11 protein-coding genes and 1 other RNA gene are annotated in these 17,210 nt (G+C 65.0%); 6 read left to right on the top strand and 6 right to left on the bottom strand.

Annotated elements, in window-relative coordinates:
• The first annotated feature begins 158 nt into the window (after positions 1-158).
• The 3 genes from smc to ligA all read left to right on the top strand — a co-directional run bounded on the left by smc (position 159) and on the right by ligA (position 7,166).
• Positions 159-3,647, top strand: a complete 3,489-nt coding sequence (gene smc, locus K8U54_RS00170) for a chromosome segregation protein SMC (RefSeq protein ID WP_249908352.1) — start codon at positions 159-161, stop codon at positions 3,645-3,647.
• Positions 3,648-3,872: 225 nt separating this feature from the next.
• A complete protein-coding gene (gene zipA, locus K8U54_RS00165; protein WP_249908351.1) occupies positions 3,873-4,700 on the top strand; it encodes a cell division protein ZipA in 828 nt (275 codons plus the stop codon).
• Positions 4,701-4,799: 99 nt separating this feature from the next.
• The gene (gene ligA / locus K8U54_RS00160) at positions 4,800-7,166 is read left to right on the top strand and encodes an NAD-dependent DNA ligase LigA (RefSeq protein WP_249908350.1); all 2,367 of its coding nucleotides are present in this window, start codon (positions 4,800-4,802) and stop codon (positions 7,164-7,166) included.
• Positions 7,167-7,306: 140 nt separating this feature from the next.
• Here the strand turns inward: ligA and K8U54_RS00155 are convergent, their stop codons facing one another.
• Complete coding sequence (locus K8U54_RS00155; RefSeq protein ID WP_249908349.1) at positions 7,307-9,019, bottom strand: OPT family oligopeptide transporter; 1,713 nt, start codon at positions 9,017-9,019, stop codon at positions 7,307-7,309.
• A gap of 122 nt (positions 9,020-9,141) precedes the next feature.
• Positions 9,142-9,420: an HU family DNA-binding protein gene (locus tag K8U54_RS00150; RefSeq protein ID WP_013791713.1), complete on the bottom strand. Its 279-nt coding sequence runs from the start codon at positions 9,418-9,420 to the stop codon at positions 9,142-9,144.
• Between the two features lie 515 nt (positions 9,421-9,935).
• Between K8U54_RS00150 and ffs the strand changes: the two genes are divergently transcribed.
• Positions 9,936-10,032: signal recognition particle sRNA small type (gene ffs / locus K8U54_RS00145), an RNA gene on the top strand.
• Between the two features lie 187 nt (positions 10,033-10,219).
• Here the strand turns inward: ffs and K8U54_RS00140 are convergent.
• The 4 genes from K8U54_RS00140 to K8U54_RS00125 form a co-directional block, all read right to left on the bottom strand.
• The gene (locus K8U54_RS00140; protein ID WP_434060002.1) at positions 10,220-11,425 is read right to left on the bottom strand and encodes an OprD family porin; all 1,206 of its coding nucleotides are present in this window, start codon (positions 11,423-11,425) and stop codon (positions 10,220-10,222) included.
• A 221-nt stretch (positions 11,426-11,646) separates the two neighbouring features.
• Positions 11,647-12,648, bottom strand: coding sequence for a tripartite tricarboxylate transporter substrate binding protein (locus K8U54_RS00135; protein ID WP_249908347.1), 1,002 nt, complete (start codon positions 12,646-12,648; stop codon positions 11,647-11,649).
• 60 nt (positions 12,649-12,708) lie between these two features.
• The gene (locus K8U54_RS00130) at positions 12,709-14,223 is read right to left on the bottom strand and encodes a tripartite tricarboxylate transporter permease (RefSeq protein ID WP_249908346.1); all 1,515 of its coding nucleotides are present in this window, start codon (positions 14,221-14,223) and stop codon (positions 12,709-12,711) included.
• Between the two features lie 12 nt (positions 14,224-14,235).
• Positions 14,236-14,703 carry a tripartite tricarboxylate transporter TctB family protein gene (locus tag K8U54_RS00125; protein ID WP_249908345.1) on the bottom strand — a complete coding sequence of 156 codons (468 nt, stop codon included), beginning with the start codon at positions 14,701-14,703 and terminating at the stop codon, positions 14,236-14,238.
• A 550-nt stretch (positions 14,704-15,253) separates the two neighbouring features.
• Here K8U54_RS00125 and K8U54_RS00120 point away from each other — a divergent pair.
• Positions 15,254-16,027, top strand: coding sequence for an IclR family transcriptional regulator (locus tag K8U54_RS00120; RefSeq protein WP_249908344.1), 774 nt, complete (start codon positions 15,254-15,256; stop codon positions 16,025-16,027).
• Between the two features lie 160 nt (positions 16,028-16,187).
• Positions 16,188-17,195: a Gfo/Idh/MocA family protein gene (locus tag K8U54_RS00115; RefSeq protein ID WP_249910361.1), complete on the top strand. Its 1,008-nt coding sequence runs from the start codon at positions 16,188-16,190 to the stop codon at positions 17,193-17,195.
• Positions 17,196-17,210 lie beyond the last annotated feature (15 nt).

Here is a 17,210-nt window from a genome sequence, read left to right as displayed (position 1 = left end):
CTGCTCAGCTTCATGGCGCTGCTGTGCTAAACTCGCGGCCCTTCTGGCCATTGGCCAGGCCTCACGCTCCCCAAGCATCGCGCCTCAAGGACCTTTATGACGCCGTGCGCCGCTGACCTCCCTGCCAATCTGGTTGCCGTCTCGGCGAGTGCCTGCCCATGCGCCTGAAATCCATCAAGCTGGCGGGCTTCAAGTCCTTCGTCGACCCCACCACGGTGAACTTCCCCAGCAACATGGCGGCGGTGGTCGGGCCCAATGGCTGCGGCAAGTCCAACATCATCGATGCGGTGCGCTGGGTGATGGGCGAGAGTTCGGCGAAGAACCTGCGTGGCGAGTCGATGACCGACGTCATCTTCAACGGCTCCAACACCCGCAAACCGGTGACCCAGGCCAGCATCGAGCTGATCTTCGATAACAGCGACAACACCCTGACCGGCGAGTACGCGGCCTTCGCGGAAATCTCCATCCGCCGCCGGGTGACCCGCGACAGCCAGAACACCTATTTCCTCAACGGCGTGAAGTGCCGCCGGCGCGACATCACCGATATCTTCCTCGGTACCGGCCTGGGCCCGCGCAGCTACTCGATCATCGAGCAGGGCATGATCAGCAAGCTGATCGAGGCCAAGCCCGAGGAGCTGCGCAACTTCATCGAAGAGGCCGCCGGCATCTCCAAATACAAGGAGCGCCGCCGCGAGACGGAAAGCCGCATCCGTCGCACCCAGGAAAACCTGGCGCGCCTGACCGACCTGCGCGAAGAGCTGGAACGCCAGCTCGAGCGCCTGCACCGCCAGGCCCAGGCCGCCGAGAAGTACCAGGAATACAAGGCCGAGGAGCGCCAGCTCAAGGCGCAACTGACCGCCCTGCGCTGGCAGACCCTGAACGAGCAGGTCGGCCAGCGCGAGGCGGTGATCGGCAACCAGGAGGTCAGCTTCGAGGCGCTGGTGGCCGAACAGCGCAACGCCGATGCCAGCATCGAACGGTTGCGTGACGGCCACCATGAGCTGTCCGAACGTTTCAACCTGGTGCAGGGGCGCTTCTATTCGGTAGGCGGCGATATCGCCCGGGTCGAGCAGAGCATCCAGCACGGCCAGCAACGCCTGCGCCAGTTGCAGGACGACCTGCGCGAAGCCGAGCGCGCACGCCTGGAAACCGAATCGCACCTGGGCCACGACCGCACCCTGCTGGCCACCCTGGGCGAAGAGCTGGCCATGCTCGAACCGGAGCAGGAAATCACCGCCGCCGCCGCCGAGGAATCCGCCGCCGCGCTGGAAGAAGCCGAGACCGGCATGCACGGCTGGCAGGAACAGTGGGACGTCTTCAACCAGCGCAGCGCCGAGCCGCGCCGCCAGGCCGAGGTGCAGCAGTCGCGCATCCAGCAGCTGGAGCAGAGCCTGGAGCGCCTCGCCGAACGCCAGCGGCGTTTGGGCGATGAACTGCAGCAACTGGCCGCCGACCCGGAAGATGCGGCGATCATCGAGCTGGGCGAGGAGATCGCCGTCGGCGAGTTGGACCTCGAACAATTGCAGGAGCAGGAAGCCGAACAGGCCGAGCGCCTGCAGCAGCTGCGTGAAGAGCTGCAGCAGACCGGCCAGGCCCAGCAGCAGGCCCAGGGCGAGCTGCAACGCCTCGCCGGTCGCCTCGCTTCCCTGGAAGCCTTGCAGCAGGCCGCGCTGGATCCGGGCAAGGGCACGGCGCAGTGGCTGCGTGACAACGGTCTTGATCAGCGCCCGCGCCTGGCCGAAGGCCTGCGTGTAGAGAGCGGCTGGGAACTGGCGGTGGAAACCGTGCTCGGCGCCGACCTGCAGGCCGTGCTGCAGGACGATTTCAGCGGGCTGGACTTTGCCGCCCTGGAGCAGGGCGAGCTGCGCCTGGTATCGACCGCCGGCGACGGCCAGCGCCTGCCCGGCAGCCTGCTGGACAAGGTCGAGTCTCCCGTGGACCTCGCGCCCTGGCTGGGCCAGGTGCGCCCGGTCGAAAGTCTCGATCAGGCCCTGGCCGAACGCGCCACCCTGGCGCCGGGCGAAAGTCTGGTCAGCCGCGATGGCTATTGGGTGGGCCGGCATTTCCTGCGCGTGCGGCGTGCCAGCGAGGCGCAGAGCGGCGTGCTGGCCCGCGCCCAGGAGCTGGAAAGCCTGGGCCTGGAGCGGGACGAGCGCGAAGCGGCGTTGGCAGTGCTCGAAGAAAGCCTGCAGGCCCTGCGCGAGCGCCAGCGTCAGGAAGAAGAATTGCGCGAGCAGCAGCGCCGCCAGTTGCAGGATCAGGCACGCCGCCTGGGCGAGCTCAAGGCGCGCCTCTCGGCGGGGCAGGCCAAGGCCGAGCAGTTGCTGCTGCGGCGTCGGCGCATCGAGGCCGAGCAGCAGGAGCTGGCCGAGCAGCGCGCCATGGAAACCGAGCAGCTGGGCGAGGCGCGCCTGTACCTGCAGGATGCGCTGGACAGCATGGCCCTGGACACCGAACAGCGCGAAAGCCTGCTGGCCAGCCGCGATGCCCTGCGCGAGCGGCTCGACCGGGTGCGCCAGGAGGCGCGTCAGCACAAGGATCACGCCCACCAGCTGGCCGTTCGCCTGGGCTCGTTGCGCGCCCAGCACGACTCCACGCGCCAGGCCCTGGAGCGTCTGGAACTGCAATCCGAGCGCCTCACGGAAAAGCGCGAGCAGCTCGACCTGAACCTGGAAGAGGGCGCCGCACCGCTGGAAGAGCTGCGCCTCAAGCTCGAAGAACTGCTGGAACGGCGCATGGGCGTCGAAGAGGAGCTGCGCCTGGCGCGTCTGGCCCTGGAAGATGCCGATCGCGAACTGCGTGATGCCGAGAAGCGTCGCACCCAGGCCGAGCAACAGGCACAGCTGCTGCGTGGCCAGCTGGAGCAGCAGCGCCTGGAGTGGCAGTCGCTGAACGTGCGCCGCAAGGCACTGCAGGACCAACTGCTCGAGGATGGCTACGACCTGCACGGCGTGCTGGCCACCTTGCCTGACGAGGCGAGCGAGGCGGCCTGGGAGCAGGCCCTGGAACAGATGGCCGGGCGCATCCAGCGGCTCGGCGCCATCAACCTGGCAGCCATCGAGGAATACCAGCAGCAATCCGAGCGCAAGCGCTACTTGGATGCCCAGGACGCCGACCTGGTCGAAGCGCTGGACACCCTGGAAAACGTCATCCGCAAGATCGATCGGGAAACCCGCAACCGCTTCAAGGAAACCTTCGACCAGATCAACGCCGGCCTGCAGGCGCTTTTCCCGAAAGTTTTCGGCGGTGGCAGCGCATATTTGGAACTCACCGGCGAAGATCTACTCGATACCGGGGTGACCATCATGGCGCGTCCACCGGGCAAGAAGAACAGCACCATCCATTTGCTGTCCGGCGGCGAGAAGGCATTGACGGCGCTGGCGCTGGTTTTTTCCATCTTCCAGCTCAATCCGGCACCGTTCTGCATGCTCGACGAAGTGGACGCACCGCTGGACGATGCCAACGTCGGGCGTTACGCGCGGCTGGTCAAGGAGATGTCGGCAACCGTGCAGTTCATCTACATCACCCACAACAAGATCGCCATGGAAATGGCCGACCAGTTGATGGGCGTGACCATGCACGAACCCGGTTGTTCGCGGCTGGTGGCGGTGGATGTCGAGGAGGCGTTGGCGATGGTGGACAGTTGAGAGGGCCAGCTAAGGATTTTGTCGCGTAAAAACCGGCCGCAGTGGCGGTTTTACAGCGTTTTGCCGGTGTAAAGTTGCCTTTCGTCGTGCTAGCTTAACGCCCACTTTTGTTGCACGTGGGAAAACGCCATTCAGAACATGGAGTTGGCGCCACGTTTCAAGGTCATCAGTACGGGCCAGGACGCCTTTTTTTATTAATTTTTGCTTTAGGGGTCAGGACATTTCATGGAATTCGGTCTACGCGAGTGGCTGATCATCATCGGTATCATCGTCATCGCCGGCATCCTCTTCGATGGCTGGCGGCGGATGCGCGGTGGCAAGGGCAAACTCAAGTTCCGGCTCGACCGCAACCTGTCCAACCTGCCCGATGACGAGGGCGATCCCGACGTGCTCAGCCCGCCCCGGGTGATAGAGCGCAACCACGAGCCCTCGCTGGATGAAGACGACCTGCCGTCGATGAGCGCCCGTGACGTCAACAGCCGCCGTCGTGGCGAGCCGCGCCAGGGCGACCTGGACCTGACCGCCGACGAGCCGGTACCGACCCTGCTCAGCCCGGTGGACGACGAACTCGATGCGCGCAACGGCGTTTCCGGCAAGCCGGCCGACAAGGACCTGCCGCCGGTCGAGGAAGTGCTGGTGATCAACGTCATCGCCCGCGACGAACAGGGCTTCAAGGGCCCGGCGCTGCTGCAGAACATTCTGGAAAGCGGGCTGCGTTTCGGCGAGATGGACATCTTCCATCGCCACGAGAGCATGGCCGGCAACGGTGAAGTGCTGTTCTCCATGGCCAACGCCCTGAAACCCGGCACCTTCGACCTGGACGACATCGAAGGTTTCAGCACCCGTGCGGTGAGCTTCTTTCTCGGCTTGCCGGGCCCGCGTCACCCCAAGCAGGCCTTCGACGTGATGGTCGCGGCGGCGCGCAAGCTGGCCCACGAGCTCAACGGCGAACTCAAGGACGATCAGCGCAGCGTGCTGACCGCACAAACCATCGAACATTACCGTCAGCGCATCGTCGAATACGAACGCCGCCTGTTGACGCAAAAACGCTGAAAGAAAGCGGCACCGACGAGCCTCAAGCTACAAGCCCAGCGCTTGGCTTGAGGTTTTTCGTTTCTGTGCCCTGGCCGTGGCCCGCCGAGAATGACCCGCATGAAAGATTCCGCCCAATGTATCCTCGAACTGCGTCACGAACTGGACGCGCACAACTACCGCTATTACGTGCTCGACGAGCCGAGCGTGCCCGACGCCGAATACGATCGCCTGTTCCGCGAGCTGCAGGCGCTGGAAGCCGAGCACCCGGAACTGGTGACGCCGGATTCGCCGACCCAGCGCGTCGGTGGCGAAGCGCTCAGCGCCTTTGGCGAGGTGCGCCACGAAGTGCCGATGCTCAGCCTCGGTAACGCCTTCGAAGAGGACGACCTGCGGGCCTTCGACCGCAACGTGCAGAGCGGGCTGGGGCTGCGCGGCGGTGACCTGTTCGGCGCGGGTGGCGACGTCGAGTACAGCTGCGAGCCCAAGCTCGACGGCCTGGCGGTGAGCCTGCTGTACCGCGATGGCAAGCTGGTGCGCGGCGCCACCCGCGGCGATGGCACCACCGGCGAAGACATCAGCGTCAACGTGCGCACCATCCGCAACGTGCCGCTCAAGCTGCAGGGCAGCGGCTGGCCGGACGTGCTGGAGGTGCGTGGCGAGGTGTACATGTCCCGCGCCGGCTTCGAGCGTCTCAACGCCGCCCAGGCCGAGATCGGCGGCAAGACCTTTGCCAACCCGCGTAACGCCGCGGCCGGCAGCCTGCGCCAGCTGGACTCGAAGATCACCGCCAGCCGCCCGCTGGAATTCTGCTGCTACGGCCTCGGCCAGCACAGCGCCGAGCCGGCGCCGACCCAGGTCGGCATGCTGCAGCGCCTGAAGACCTGGGGCATTCCCATCAGCCCCGAGCTGAAGCTGGCCAAGGGCGTGGACGAGTGCCTGGCCTATTACCGTGATATCGGCGAACGACGCATGGGCCTGGCCTATGACATCGACGGCGTGGTGTTCAAGGTCAACAACATCGAGGATCAGCAGCAGCTGGGCTTTCGTGCGCGCACGCCGCACTGGGCCGTGGCCCACAAGTTCCCGGCCATGGAGGAGTTGACCGAGCTGCTCGACGTGGAATTCCAGGTCGGCCGCACCGGCGCGGTGACCCCGGTGGCGCGCCTCAAGCCGGTCAAGGTGGCGGGCGTGACGGTGGCCAACGCGACCCTGCACAACATGGACGAAGTGGCGCGCCTGGGGGTGATGATCGGCGACACGGTGATCATCCGCCGCGCCGGTGACGTGATTCCCCAGGTGATGCAGGTGGTCACCGAACGTCGCCCCGAGGATGCGCGCCCGGTCGCGGTGCCGGAGCAATGCCCGGTGTGTGGCTCGGCGGTCGAGCGCACCCAGCTGATCAAGCGCAGCAAGGGCCGCGAAACGGTCAGCGAGGGCGCCGTGTATCGCTGCGTCGGGCGCCTGGCCTGCGCCGCCCAGCTCAAGCAGGCGATCATCCATTTCGTGTCGCGCCGCGCCATGGACATCGAGGGGCTCGGTGAAAAGAGCGTCGAGCAGTTGGTGGACGAAGGCCTGGTGGGCTCGCCGGCCGACCTCTACACCCTGGCGTTCGAGCAGATCGTCGGCCTGGAAGGCTTTGCCGAGGTGTCCAGCAACAAACTGCTCAAGGCCATCGCCGACAGCAAGCACCCGAGCCTGGCGCGCTTCATCTACGCCCTGGGTATCCCCGATGTCGGTGAGGAAACCGCCAAGGTGCTGGCACGCTCCCTGGGCTCGCTGGAGCGGGTCACCCAGGCGCTGCCCGAGGTGCTGACCTACCTGCCGGACATCGGCCTGGAAGTGGCCCACGAGATCCACAGCTTCTTCGAGGATGCGCACAACCAGACGGTGATCAAGCACCTGCTCGAGCGTGGGCTGGAACTGCAGGACCAGGGCGAACTGGCTGCCGAGTTCGCCGCCAGCACTACCCTCGGCGGGCTGCTCGACAAGCTGGACATTCCCTTCGTGGCGGCCACCGGGGCGAAGAACCTGGCCGAGCGCTTCAAGACGCTGGAAGCGGTGATCACCGCCGATTGGCTGGATCTCAGCGCCATGAAAGGCCTCAACGAAAAAGCCAAGCAGTCGGTGCGCGAGTTCTTCGCCAACGTCGAGAACGCCAAGCGCGCACGGGCCATCGAGGCGCAACTGCGTGATTTCGGCATGCATTGGGAGAGCGAGAAGAAGGTCGTCGAAGGCCTGCCGCTGGCCGGCCAGACCTGGGTGCTGACCGGCAGCCTGGAAGTGATGAGCCGCGACATCGCCAAAGAGAAACTGGAAAGCCTGGGCGCCAAGGTGGCTGGCTCTGTGTCGGCGAAAACCACCTGCGTGGTCGCCGGCCCCGGGGCCGGCTCGAAACTGGCCAGGGCCACCGAGCTGAATATTCCGGTGCTCGATGAACAGACCTTTATCGCCAAGCTGACGGATTACGGTATCGCTGCTGAGTAGTGCTGCTTAGCCATCTGTGGGAGCGGGCGGGGACGCCTAGTCCATGCCCGCGATTTTTTTCGCGGGCATGGCCCGCTCCCACAAGCTTTCTAGCCTGTGCTCGGATGGGGGAAACCCGTCAGCCGGCTCTTGAGTACCCCTCATCCACCCACCAACATCATCCAGAACGACGCCCCGACCCCGACGATGCTTTCACCTGCCACCAGGCCGGCTGCGGCGGCGATGGTGAAGCGCTCGCCGAGGCTGCGCCAACGCGATTGCACCACCCAGGCGAGCAGGGCGCCGATGGCCATCATCAGCGAGATCGACGCCGGAATGATGAACGCCAGGCCAAAGGCCGCCGAGCTCGGCAGCCACCGGGCGAAGGTCGACTGCCCGGGCAGGCTCGCTTCCAGGATGCCGAACGCCACGCCGCACAAGGCGCCGATCAGCATGGCCCCGCGGATGCTGGCGTCGAGGGAAGCGAGGCCAAAGCCCAGTACCTCGGCCACCGCTTTCCAGGTGGCCACGGCCGGTGCCGGCCACTGCTGGGTGATCAGCATGCCTTGTGGGTCGGGAATCAGGATCTGGTAGACCAGCACGCCGACGACGCTGCCGACCAGGATACCCAGGCACTGGGCGATCAACTGGTTGTAAGGCTTGGCGCCGATGGCGTGACCGACCCGGAAGTCGTTGAGCAGGTCGGTGCATTGCCCGGCGGCGCCACCAGCGGTGTTGGCGGCCATCAGGTTGACGCTGACCTGCCCCGGTGCGATCACCCCGAACGTCAGTTGCGACAGCTGCCCGGTGGCGCCAATCGGTGGAATGCCGGTCGCCCCGACCACCCGCGCCGCCATGCAGGCAAGGGCGACGGCCAGGGGCACGCTGAGCAGCGCCATCAGCGGGTCGATATCGAACAGCAGCACCTGCAGCGTCACCACCAGCAACGAGGCCAGAACCAGCATGAGCAGCGGCAGTTTCGCCGGGCTGTGCCGGGGCGTTTCACCCGTGGCGCGAGCGACCCGCCGGCTTGCCACGAAGCGCACCGCCAGCGCGGTCAGGGTGGCGCAGACTAGCAGGGTCACGCCGGGCCACAGCAGCCATTCCACCAGGGGGGCGAACTGTGGGCCGCTGGCGTCATTGGCAAGGGGGACCAGGCCGCTGCTCAGCAGCCAGGGCGCCAGACCGCCCCAGGCGATCAGTGCACCGAGCAGCAGTGACAGGCCGACGCGAATGCCGATGATGCCGCCAAAGCCGATCAGCAGCGGTGACGGGTCGAGGTTGAAGGTCAGCCGCTCCAATTGGGTGCCGGGTGACCAGCGCGGCAGGGCATAGAGGAAGGTATCGACCCATTTGACCAGGCCACCGAGCACGGCCGCCGCACCGAGCACGCAGAGGCGTTGCAGCGCGTCACGGCCGTGGTTGTAGACCTGCTGCATGGTTTCCAGGGTGGCGACCGCTTCGGGAAAGCGCAGGCGGGTGTCCTCCACCATGCTGCGGCGCAGGTACCAGGCCACCCAGATTCCCAGAAAACTCACCGAGAACACCCAGGCCACCAGGGGCAGGGTCGGCAGTTGCTGGCCGGTCAGCAGGGTGTAGGCCGGTATGGGCGCCACCAGGCCGCCGGAGATGATCGAGGCGGCCGCCGAGGCGGTGGTCTGGTTGATGTTGCTCTCGCGCATGCTCCAGGCCGTGCCCAGGCGCCAGCGCACCAGGCTTTGCCAGATGCCATAGCTGACCAGCAGGGCGATGATCGACATATTGAATGACCAGCCGATCTTCAGGCCCGAATAGATGTTCGACGGCGTCAGCAGGGCGCCGAGCAGTACACCGGAAAACAGCGCGCGGAAGGTGAGTTCGCGGTCGGCGAGCATGGCGAGCCTGCAACTGACGAATGTCGTCGTTTGAGGCGACAGGCTGGCGGGGGTTCAGTCTTAAGGCAGGGGAGGTGCTGCGGGGAGAGCGGCGGGGCGCCGTAACGCGCCCCGCCGATGGATCAGTTGACCGCGTCGGTCAGGGCCTTGGCCGGTACGAACTTCACGACCTTCTTGGCAGCGATTTCGATGGCCTTGCCGGTCTGCGGGTTGCGACCGGTGCGCGCCGGGCGCTCGCTGACCTTCAGTTTGCCGATGCCGGGCAGGGTGATTTCACCACCATTTTCCAACGCGTCGCTGACGATCTCGCTCAGCTGATCGAGGGCCGCACGGACGGTGGTCTTCGGCGTGTCGATGGCTTCTGCGATGTCACCGATCAATTGGTCTTTGGTAATGGCCATGTGATTGCTCCTTGGGGATGAAAAGTCTGGCGTTGGATAACGCGCTACTCACGGATGATCGATCAAGGCGGTACTGCCCGATCGGTCAGGCTTCATTGTGACCCACCCGCTGCCGGTTAATTCCCGTCACGGTGCTCAATTGCGGGCATTTACGGCCGTTTGCTGCGGGCGGTCACGGCGTTTGGGATGCCGAGCCTGCGGGCGGTTGCTCCGGCCGCACCACGATCATTGCAAACGCCGCTTCGCTTCGGGCATGGAAAAGCTTTCCTTGTCGATCACCATTGCCTGCGCGCAACGAGGCGGCACCCGCGGAGTTCGGCGCAACCATCGGCGGTCTCCAGCAGCACGGCCCAGCTCACGCGGGGATGGCAGCGAACCGCGCCGTCCGGTGAGCTGATGCGACGGCGCGATTGGGCCCTCATCTGCACGCTAAGTGCTTGAAGCAGTTGTAAGTTCGGCACAAGCCGGTACAATGGCGCCGGCTCACTGCATGGTGAGCCGCGTTATGGTGGTCCTGCCGGTCCCCCCGCAACGATTACCCGTGAACCTGGTCAGATCCGGAAGGAAGCAGCCACAGCGGGAACATTGTGTGCCGGGGTGTGGCTGGCAGGATCGCCTCCATCTCCAGGCCCGTTCGGGGCACTCGATTTTAAAATACGGCTTCGGCGCTCGGTACCTACCGCAGCGGCATTTTCTGCTGTCCGTCGTTTTTGCTCCGGGCGAGCGATTTCTCGCGTTAGCCATTAAAAAGCCCGTCGCAGGGACGGGCAAAGGGTGACACTGGAGAGAGGGCGCCCGCTTACAGGATCGATAGCGGGTAGTTGAAGATCAGGCGGTTCTCGTCGAACTCGTTGTTGCTGAAGTCGCGGCGGATGCTCGCATTGCGCCAGCGCACGCTCAGGTTCTTGAAGGCGCCGTCCTGGATCACGTAGGCCAGCTCGGTCTCGCGGCCCCATTCCTTGCCATCGTCGGTCGCGGCGGTATGCACGTTGCTGCCGCTGATATAGCGGTTCATCAGGGTGAGGCCGGGAATGCCGACACCGGCGAAATTGAAGTCGTGGCGCAGTTGCCAGGATTTTTCCCTGGCGTTGTCGAAGCTGGAGTTGTAGCTGTCGTTGGCCAGGGTGCCGCCGCTGGTGCCGTTGACGCGCATCCAGCCGGTGTCACCTGTGACCTTCTGCAGGCCGACGTAAAAGGTATTGCTGCCGTACTTGGCGGAGAACAGACCGGAGTAGGTCTTGTTGTCCAGCTTGCCGGCCCGGGCGGAGCCGTCGTCTTCACCCTGGAAGTAACCGAGGTTGGCGCCTAGAACCCAGTCGCCGATGGGTTGGCTGTGGGTCAATTGCAGGTACTGCTGCTCGTAGACGTCTTTCAGCTCGGCGCCCCACAGGCCGATCAGGGTGCGGTCGCCGTTGAACTTGTATTCGCCGCCGACGAAATTGAAACGGTTGGCGTCATTGGCGGCGCTGTTGCCGTTCAGGAACATGTTTTCCATGCTGGCATTGTTGCGTTCGCTGTTCTGGCGGAACTGGCCGCCGTACAGCGTCAGGCCGGCGATTTCGTTGGAGGTGACCTGGGCGCCCTCGAAGGTCTGCGGCAGCGAGCGGCCGTCGTCGGCACGCAGGATCGGCAGCACCGGCATCCATTCGCCGACCTTCAGCTCGGTCTTGGAAATCTTGGCTTTGGCCGCCAGGGCCAGGCGACCATAGTCGTCGGCCGGGCGGCCATCGTCGTGACGCGGCAGCAGGCCGGTGCCGTAGGTGCCGCGACCGCCGTCGAGCTTGAGCGAAAGCATGCCCAGCGCATCGACACCAAAGCCGACCATGCCGGGTGTGTAGCCGGAGCGGGCATCGAGAATGAAGCTTTGGGTCCATTCCTCGGCCTTGCTCTGCGGCGCTGCTGCGCTCGGGCCTTCGGGGTTGGTGAAGTTGCGGTTGATGTAGAAGTTGCGCAGGTTCAGCGACACCTTGGTGTCGTCGACGAAGCCCTCGGCCCGGGCGCTCATCGGCAGGGCCAGGGCTACGCCAAGCGCCAGCAGCGAAGGGGCGAGCAGGAAGCGGCTGGGTACTGCGGTTTCGATCGGTTTCATGACGGTTTTCCTTTTCTCAGGACGCACGCGTCCTGCCGCCTGAGCGGAAGCTTTTATCTGTCATCGATTGGTGGAGTTGCCCGCAGGGGCGCTCCGGTGCAGCAAGGGCCGGGCAGCTTGCCTGCCCAGCCGGGCTATCAGGGTTGCTCGATACCGACGCTGTCCGGCGAGATCTCGATGGCCTTGGCCTTGTACATCGACCAGGCGGTGACCGACTGCCAGCGCTTGAGGAACTGCTCGGCCTCGGCGCCATTGAGGTTCAGGCTCTGGGCACCGTAGTTCTTCAGGAAGCCCTGGAACTCTTCATTGGCGACGGCCTTGGCGTAGGCCTCGACCAGCTTCTGCTTGATGTCGTCGGGGGTGTCCTTGTGTACGAACGCGCCCCAGAAGGGACCCCATGGCAGGTATTCGCCGATGTCCGGCAGGGCCTTGGTGATCGGCTCGACGCCCGGCAGCTCCGGCACTTCCTCGGCGGCCAGCACGGCCAGCGCCTTGAGCTTGCCGGAGCGCACCAGTTCCTGGGCGGCCGCCAGGCTCAGCGGCATGAAGTCGATGTGCTTGCCCATCAGCGCGGTGATGCCCGGGCCGTCGCCGCCAAAGGTCACTTCACGCACTTTCAGCTCGCCGACGGCATTGACCATGGCGTGCACGGTGCTGGGCAGGCCGCCGGCGCCGGTGGAGCCCATGCGCAGGGTGTTCGGTTTTTCCTTGGCGGCGGCCAGCAGCTCGGCCATGGAGTTGAACGGGCTGTCGGCATTGGTGGCGATCACCACCACGTTCTGGCCGATGATATTGACCGGGTAGAAGTCGCTGTAGTCGAACTTGGCCAGGCCGAGGACCGGGTACAGCTGCGGGTTTTCGGCGCCGAGCAGCAGGGTGTAGCCGTTGGCGCGCTGCTGCATCACGTAGCTGCTGCCGATCACCGCCGTGCCGCCAGGGCGGTTGTTGAGGATCAGCTTGGTGCCCAGCTCCTTCTCGACGTAGGGCGCCAGGCTGCGCATCACGTTATCGGTGGCACCGCCGGCGCCCCAGGGAATCACCGCCTGGATGCTGCGTTCCGGGTATTCGGCATGGGCAGGCAGGGCCAACGTCAGTGCACTGAGGGAAAATGCGACGCCGGTAAGCAGTTGCTTGAGCATGTTGGAGACTCCATCGGTTGTTGTTATCTATCCGTTTCCGGGCATGCGTGACGCGGTGTATCAAGGTTGAACCGAGGCGGCCTTGCGCTTGCGTTTCAGCCAGCCGAACAGCGGCGTGTTGCTCAGCAGCACCAGCACCAGGGCGCTGGTGAGAATCAGCGACAGCGGGCTGCTGACCATCTCGCCGAGCAACTCGACGGGGTTGTCGCCGACCGAGGCCATGGCCTGGCGGTAGGAGCTGTCCATCAACGGGCCGAGAATCACACCGAGGATGATCGGCCCCATCTGGAAGCCGAACGCCTTGAGGAAATAGCCGAGCAGGCCGAAACCGAGCATCCAGTACACCTCGGTCATGCTGCTGTTCAGCGAGTAGGAGCCGACGGTGCAGAGCACCAGGATCAGCGGGATCAGCACGGCCTTGGGCAGCTCGACGACCTTGGCGAACAGCTTGATGCCCATCAGCCCGAAGATCAGCAGGAAGATGTTGGCCAGCGCCAGGTTGCCGACGGTGAACCAGAAGATGTGCGGGTTCTCGACCATCAGCATCGGGCCGGGGTTGAGGCCATGGATGACCAGGGCGCCGATGATCACCGCGGTGACCGCATCGCCGGGCATGCCCAGGGTCAGCATCGGCACGTAGGCGCTGCCGACGGCGGCGCTGTTGGCGGTTTCTGGTGCCACCAGGCCCTCGTAGGCACCTTCACCGAACGGGCTGGTCGGGTTCTTGACCGTGCGCTTGGCATGGTCGTAGGCGAGCAGGGCGGCGATCTCGCCACCGACGCCGGGCAATACGCCGACCAGCACGCCGATGATCGAGGTGCGCAGCGACAGCGGCAGGAACTTGAGCACCATCGCCACCGAGGGAATGATCTTGTCGACCTTCTGCTTGACCGCCTGGGTGCTGAGGTTGTGCAGCTGGAAGAGCGCTTCGGCGACGCCGAACAGGCCGATCATCACCACCACGTAATGGATGCCGCCCATCAGCTCCATCTGGCCCATGGTGGAGCGCCCCTCGGCGGTAACCGGGTCCATGCCGACCATGCCGATGATGGCGCCCAGGGCGACGGCGAAGATGCCCTTGGCCAGGCTGCCTTCGGCGAGGCTGCCGACCAGCATCAGGCCGATGGCGGCGATCAGGAAGTAGTCGCGAGGCGCGAATTTCAGCGCCAGGTCGCCGAGTATCGGCGCCGCCAAGGCCAGCACGACGGTGCCGATCAGCCCGCCGATCACCGACATCACGGTACTCAGGCCAATGGCCTGGCCGGCCTCGCCACGCTTGGCCAGCGGGTAGCCGTCGAAGGAGGTGGCCACCGAGGAGGGGCCGCCGGGGATGTTCAACAGGATGGCGCTACGGGCGCCACCGTACACGCCGCCGATGAAGATGCCGACGATCAGCGCCAGGGCGTCGTTGACGTCCCAGGAGAAGGTGAACGAGACCAGGATGGACACCGCCATGGTCACCGACAGGCCGGGAATGGCGCCGATGTAGATGCCGGCAAAGGTGCCGAGCGCCGTCAGCATCAGCAGGTTGGGGTCCATCCAGGCCATCAGCAGGTAGGAAAAGGTATCGCTCATGGGAGTCTCGTCTCAGGGCAGGTAGACGCTGAACGCCAGGGTGAACAGCAGGTAGATGACCAGTACCGAAATGCCGCTGGCCACCAGGGCTGAAAGCACCTTGCCGCGCCGCAGGTAGACGATGGCGAGCACCAGGAAGGCGAAGGTGCTGATGTAGAAGCTCGCCCACTGGATTACGGCCAGGTAGGCCATCGACAGCAGGGTGAAGACCACGATATGGCGCGGGAAGTGTTCATGGCTGAAGCGTTTGGCCGAGGCTGCCCAGCCTTCGCCGTGAGTCGGTTTGCCGCGCAGTTCCCAGAGCACTCGCAGGGCGGCGATCAGCAGCACGGCAGCGACGCCAAGGGGAAAGGCGCCAGGCGAGCTGATCGAGGAGAACCCGGAAATCAGGTAGGCCTGGTACAGCACGGCAAGGCTGAAGATCACCAGCAGAACGCAGAAGGTGGGTTCGCCCACCGGCACTTTTTTCGATGTGCTCATCATTCACTCCTGAAGCAGTCCATGCTGCCCTCGTTGCTAAAAACGGGTCAGGCGCGTGCGCCAGATTGGCGATCCTGGGCACGGGTGGGGCCCGGGGATGTTGGCACCATGAGCAGGTCAATGGTCGCCGGGGCGAAGGACGAGGCGTTGTCGCTGTGCGTGATGGCCAGGGCGCGGAGGGCGCTGAGACTGATCTGTCGAGCGCGGGTGAACACAGTGTCGAGCTGTGGCATGGGAGTGACCTTCTTATATTTATGGGTGCGGCATGTTGTCGTGTGCAGCGCTGGCAGAGCCGGCGTGTCTCACGCAGGTGCTGGGAATACTGTGCGCTGGTAGTGGCCATTTCAATTCGCTGGATCGGTTGTTGTTCGGTAACCGAACAAGAACGAACCAGTTAGTACAAATAACCGGTCAGGATTATGGCCTTATGCCCACTGCGCAGCCAAGCCGCCATGACCCCCTGCAGGCGCTGCGATGATTTCAGAATGTGGCGGTTCCGCCGACACCTGCGGGTCTTTAGAATCGCGGCAAATCCTTCGAGGGCAGAACCATGGCCGGGAGCCAGATTGAACGGGCATTGAACCTGCTGGAAAGCCTGGCAGGCGCCGGCGACGTACCGATGCAGACGTTGGCCGAGCAACTGCAGATTCCCAAGAGCGCCACCCACCGCATGCTCGCCGAACTGGTGCGCCTGGGGTACGTGCGGCAGGACGCCGAGACCAGCCGCTATAGCTTGTCGACCAAGCTGGTCGCCCTGGGCTTTCGTTACCTGGCCGGCAGTGGCGCGGATATCGTGCAGCCGATCCTCGATCGCCTGGCGCGGCAAAGCGCCGAACTGGTGCGCCTGGGGGTGATCGAAGGCGAGCGACAGACCTGGATCGCCAAGTCCCAGGGCGCACGCTCCGGCTTGCGCTACGACCCGGACATGGGCCGTGACGCGCCGCTGCGCTATACCGCATCCGGCCATGCCTGGCTGGCCAGCCTGACGGATGCCGAGGCACTGGCACTGGTGGCGCGTCAGCAAATTGCCGACGACAGCGAGTTCGGCCCCAACGCGCCCCATGATGATCAGGCGCTGCTCGGTTATCTGCAGCGTGCCCGCGAGCGCGGCTATGCAACGGTGGTGGAAACCTCCTCGCTGGGTACCTGTGCACTGGCGGCGGTGGTCAGCCATCCACAACAGGGCGGAGTGATCGGTGTGCTGAGCATTGCCGGCCCCAGCGCGCGCATGCCGGCCGAGCGCATGGAGCAGCTTGCACCACTGTTGTTGGAAGCGGCTGCCGAGCTGTCATCGGCGAGCCAGGCTTCTGATCTGTTCGTCTGACCGGCCGATAGCGTTCGATTAACGCCCGAGGGTCGGGAACGCTATTGATTAAATATGGAACCGGGTTCTAGATTGTTGTCAGGCGCCACGTGCCTACGACAATCAGAAAAGGACTCGAGTCTTGACCCCCCTACGAATCGCCCTGGTCGGTGCCGGCATCATGGGCCGCCAACACCTCCGCTATCTGCCCGAGCTGCCAGAAGCCACTCTGAGCGCCATCGTCGATCCCTCCGAGCAAGCCTGCCAGTTGGCCAGCGAACAGGGCGTCCCCTGTTTCGACGAGCTGCAGGGGCTGCTCGACAGCGGCCTGGCGCAGGCGGTGATCGTCGCCAACCCCAACGTTGCCCACGTACCCACCGCGGTGCGTTGTATCGAGGCCGGCCTGCCGGCGTTGCTCGAGAAACCGGTCGGCGTGAACCTTCTGGAAGTACGCGAGCTGGTGGCGGCAGTCGAACGTAGCGGCGTGCCGATATTGGTCGGCCATCACCGTCGCCATAATCCGCTGATCGGCAAGGCGCGGGAGTTGATGTGCCAGGGTGCGTTGGGCCGGCTCACCACGGTGACGGCGCTCTGGCAACTGCAGAAGCCGGACAGTTATTACCAGGTGCCTTGGCGGCGCGAGCCGGGGGCGGGCATGCTGCTGACCAACCTGATCCATGATCTGGATCTGCTGCGTTACCTGTGTGGCGAGGTGGAGCAGGTTCAGGCGCTTACCAGCCGTGCGGTGCGCGGCCTCGCCAACGAAGACAGCGCAGCGATCATCCTGCGTTTCGCCAACGGCGCCCTGGGGAGCCTGACCGGCTCCGACGCGGTGGCCGCCCCCTGGAGCTGGGAGCTGAGCGCCGGGGAAAATCCGCTGTACCCGAGGCAGGCTGATCAGCCCTGTTACCTGCTGGCCGGCACCGCCGGTTCGCTGAGCATCCCGCAATTGCGCTACTGGTCGTACGCCGCGCCAGGTGCAGGCTGGCACGAGCCGTTGCACAGCTCGGCGCAACCGCACGAGGCCGCTCCTGCGCTTTTGTTGCAACTCAGGCATTTCATCGAGGTTGCCAGGGGCAATGCCCAGCCGCTGGTCAGCGCGGTCGATGCCGGGCGTACCCTGGCACTGTATGACGCCATTTGCCGCGCCGCCGAGCAGGGCTGCAGCACCGTACCCGAACCCATCTGAGCCAACGTCCATTCG

The organism is Pseudomonas fulva, from assembly GCF_023517795.1.
GTDB classification, from domain to species: Bacteria; Pseudomonadota; Gammaproteobacteria; order Pseudomonadales; family Pseudomonadaceae; genus Aquipseudomonas; species Aquipseudomonas fulva_D.
The sequence above is the reverse complement of the archived record's forward strand: the minus strand, read 5'-3'. Positions and strand labels throughout refer to the sequence as shown.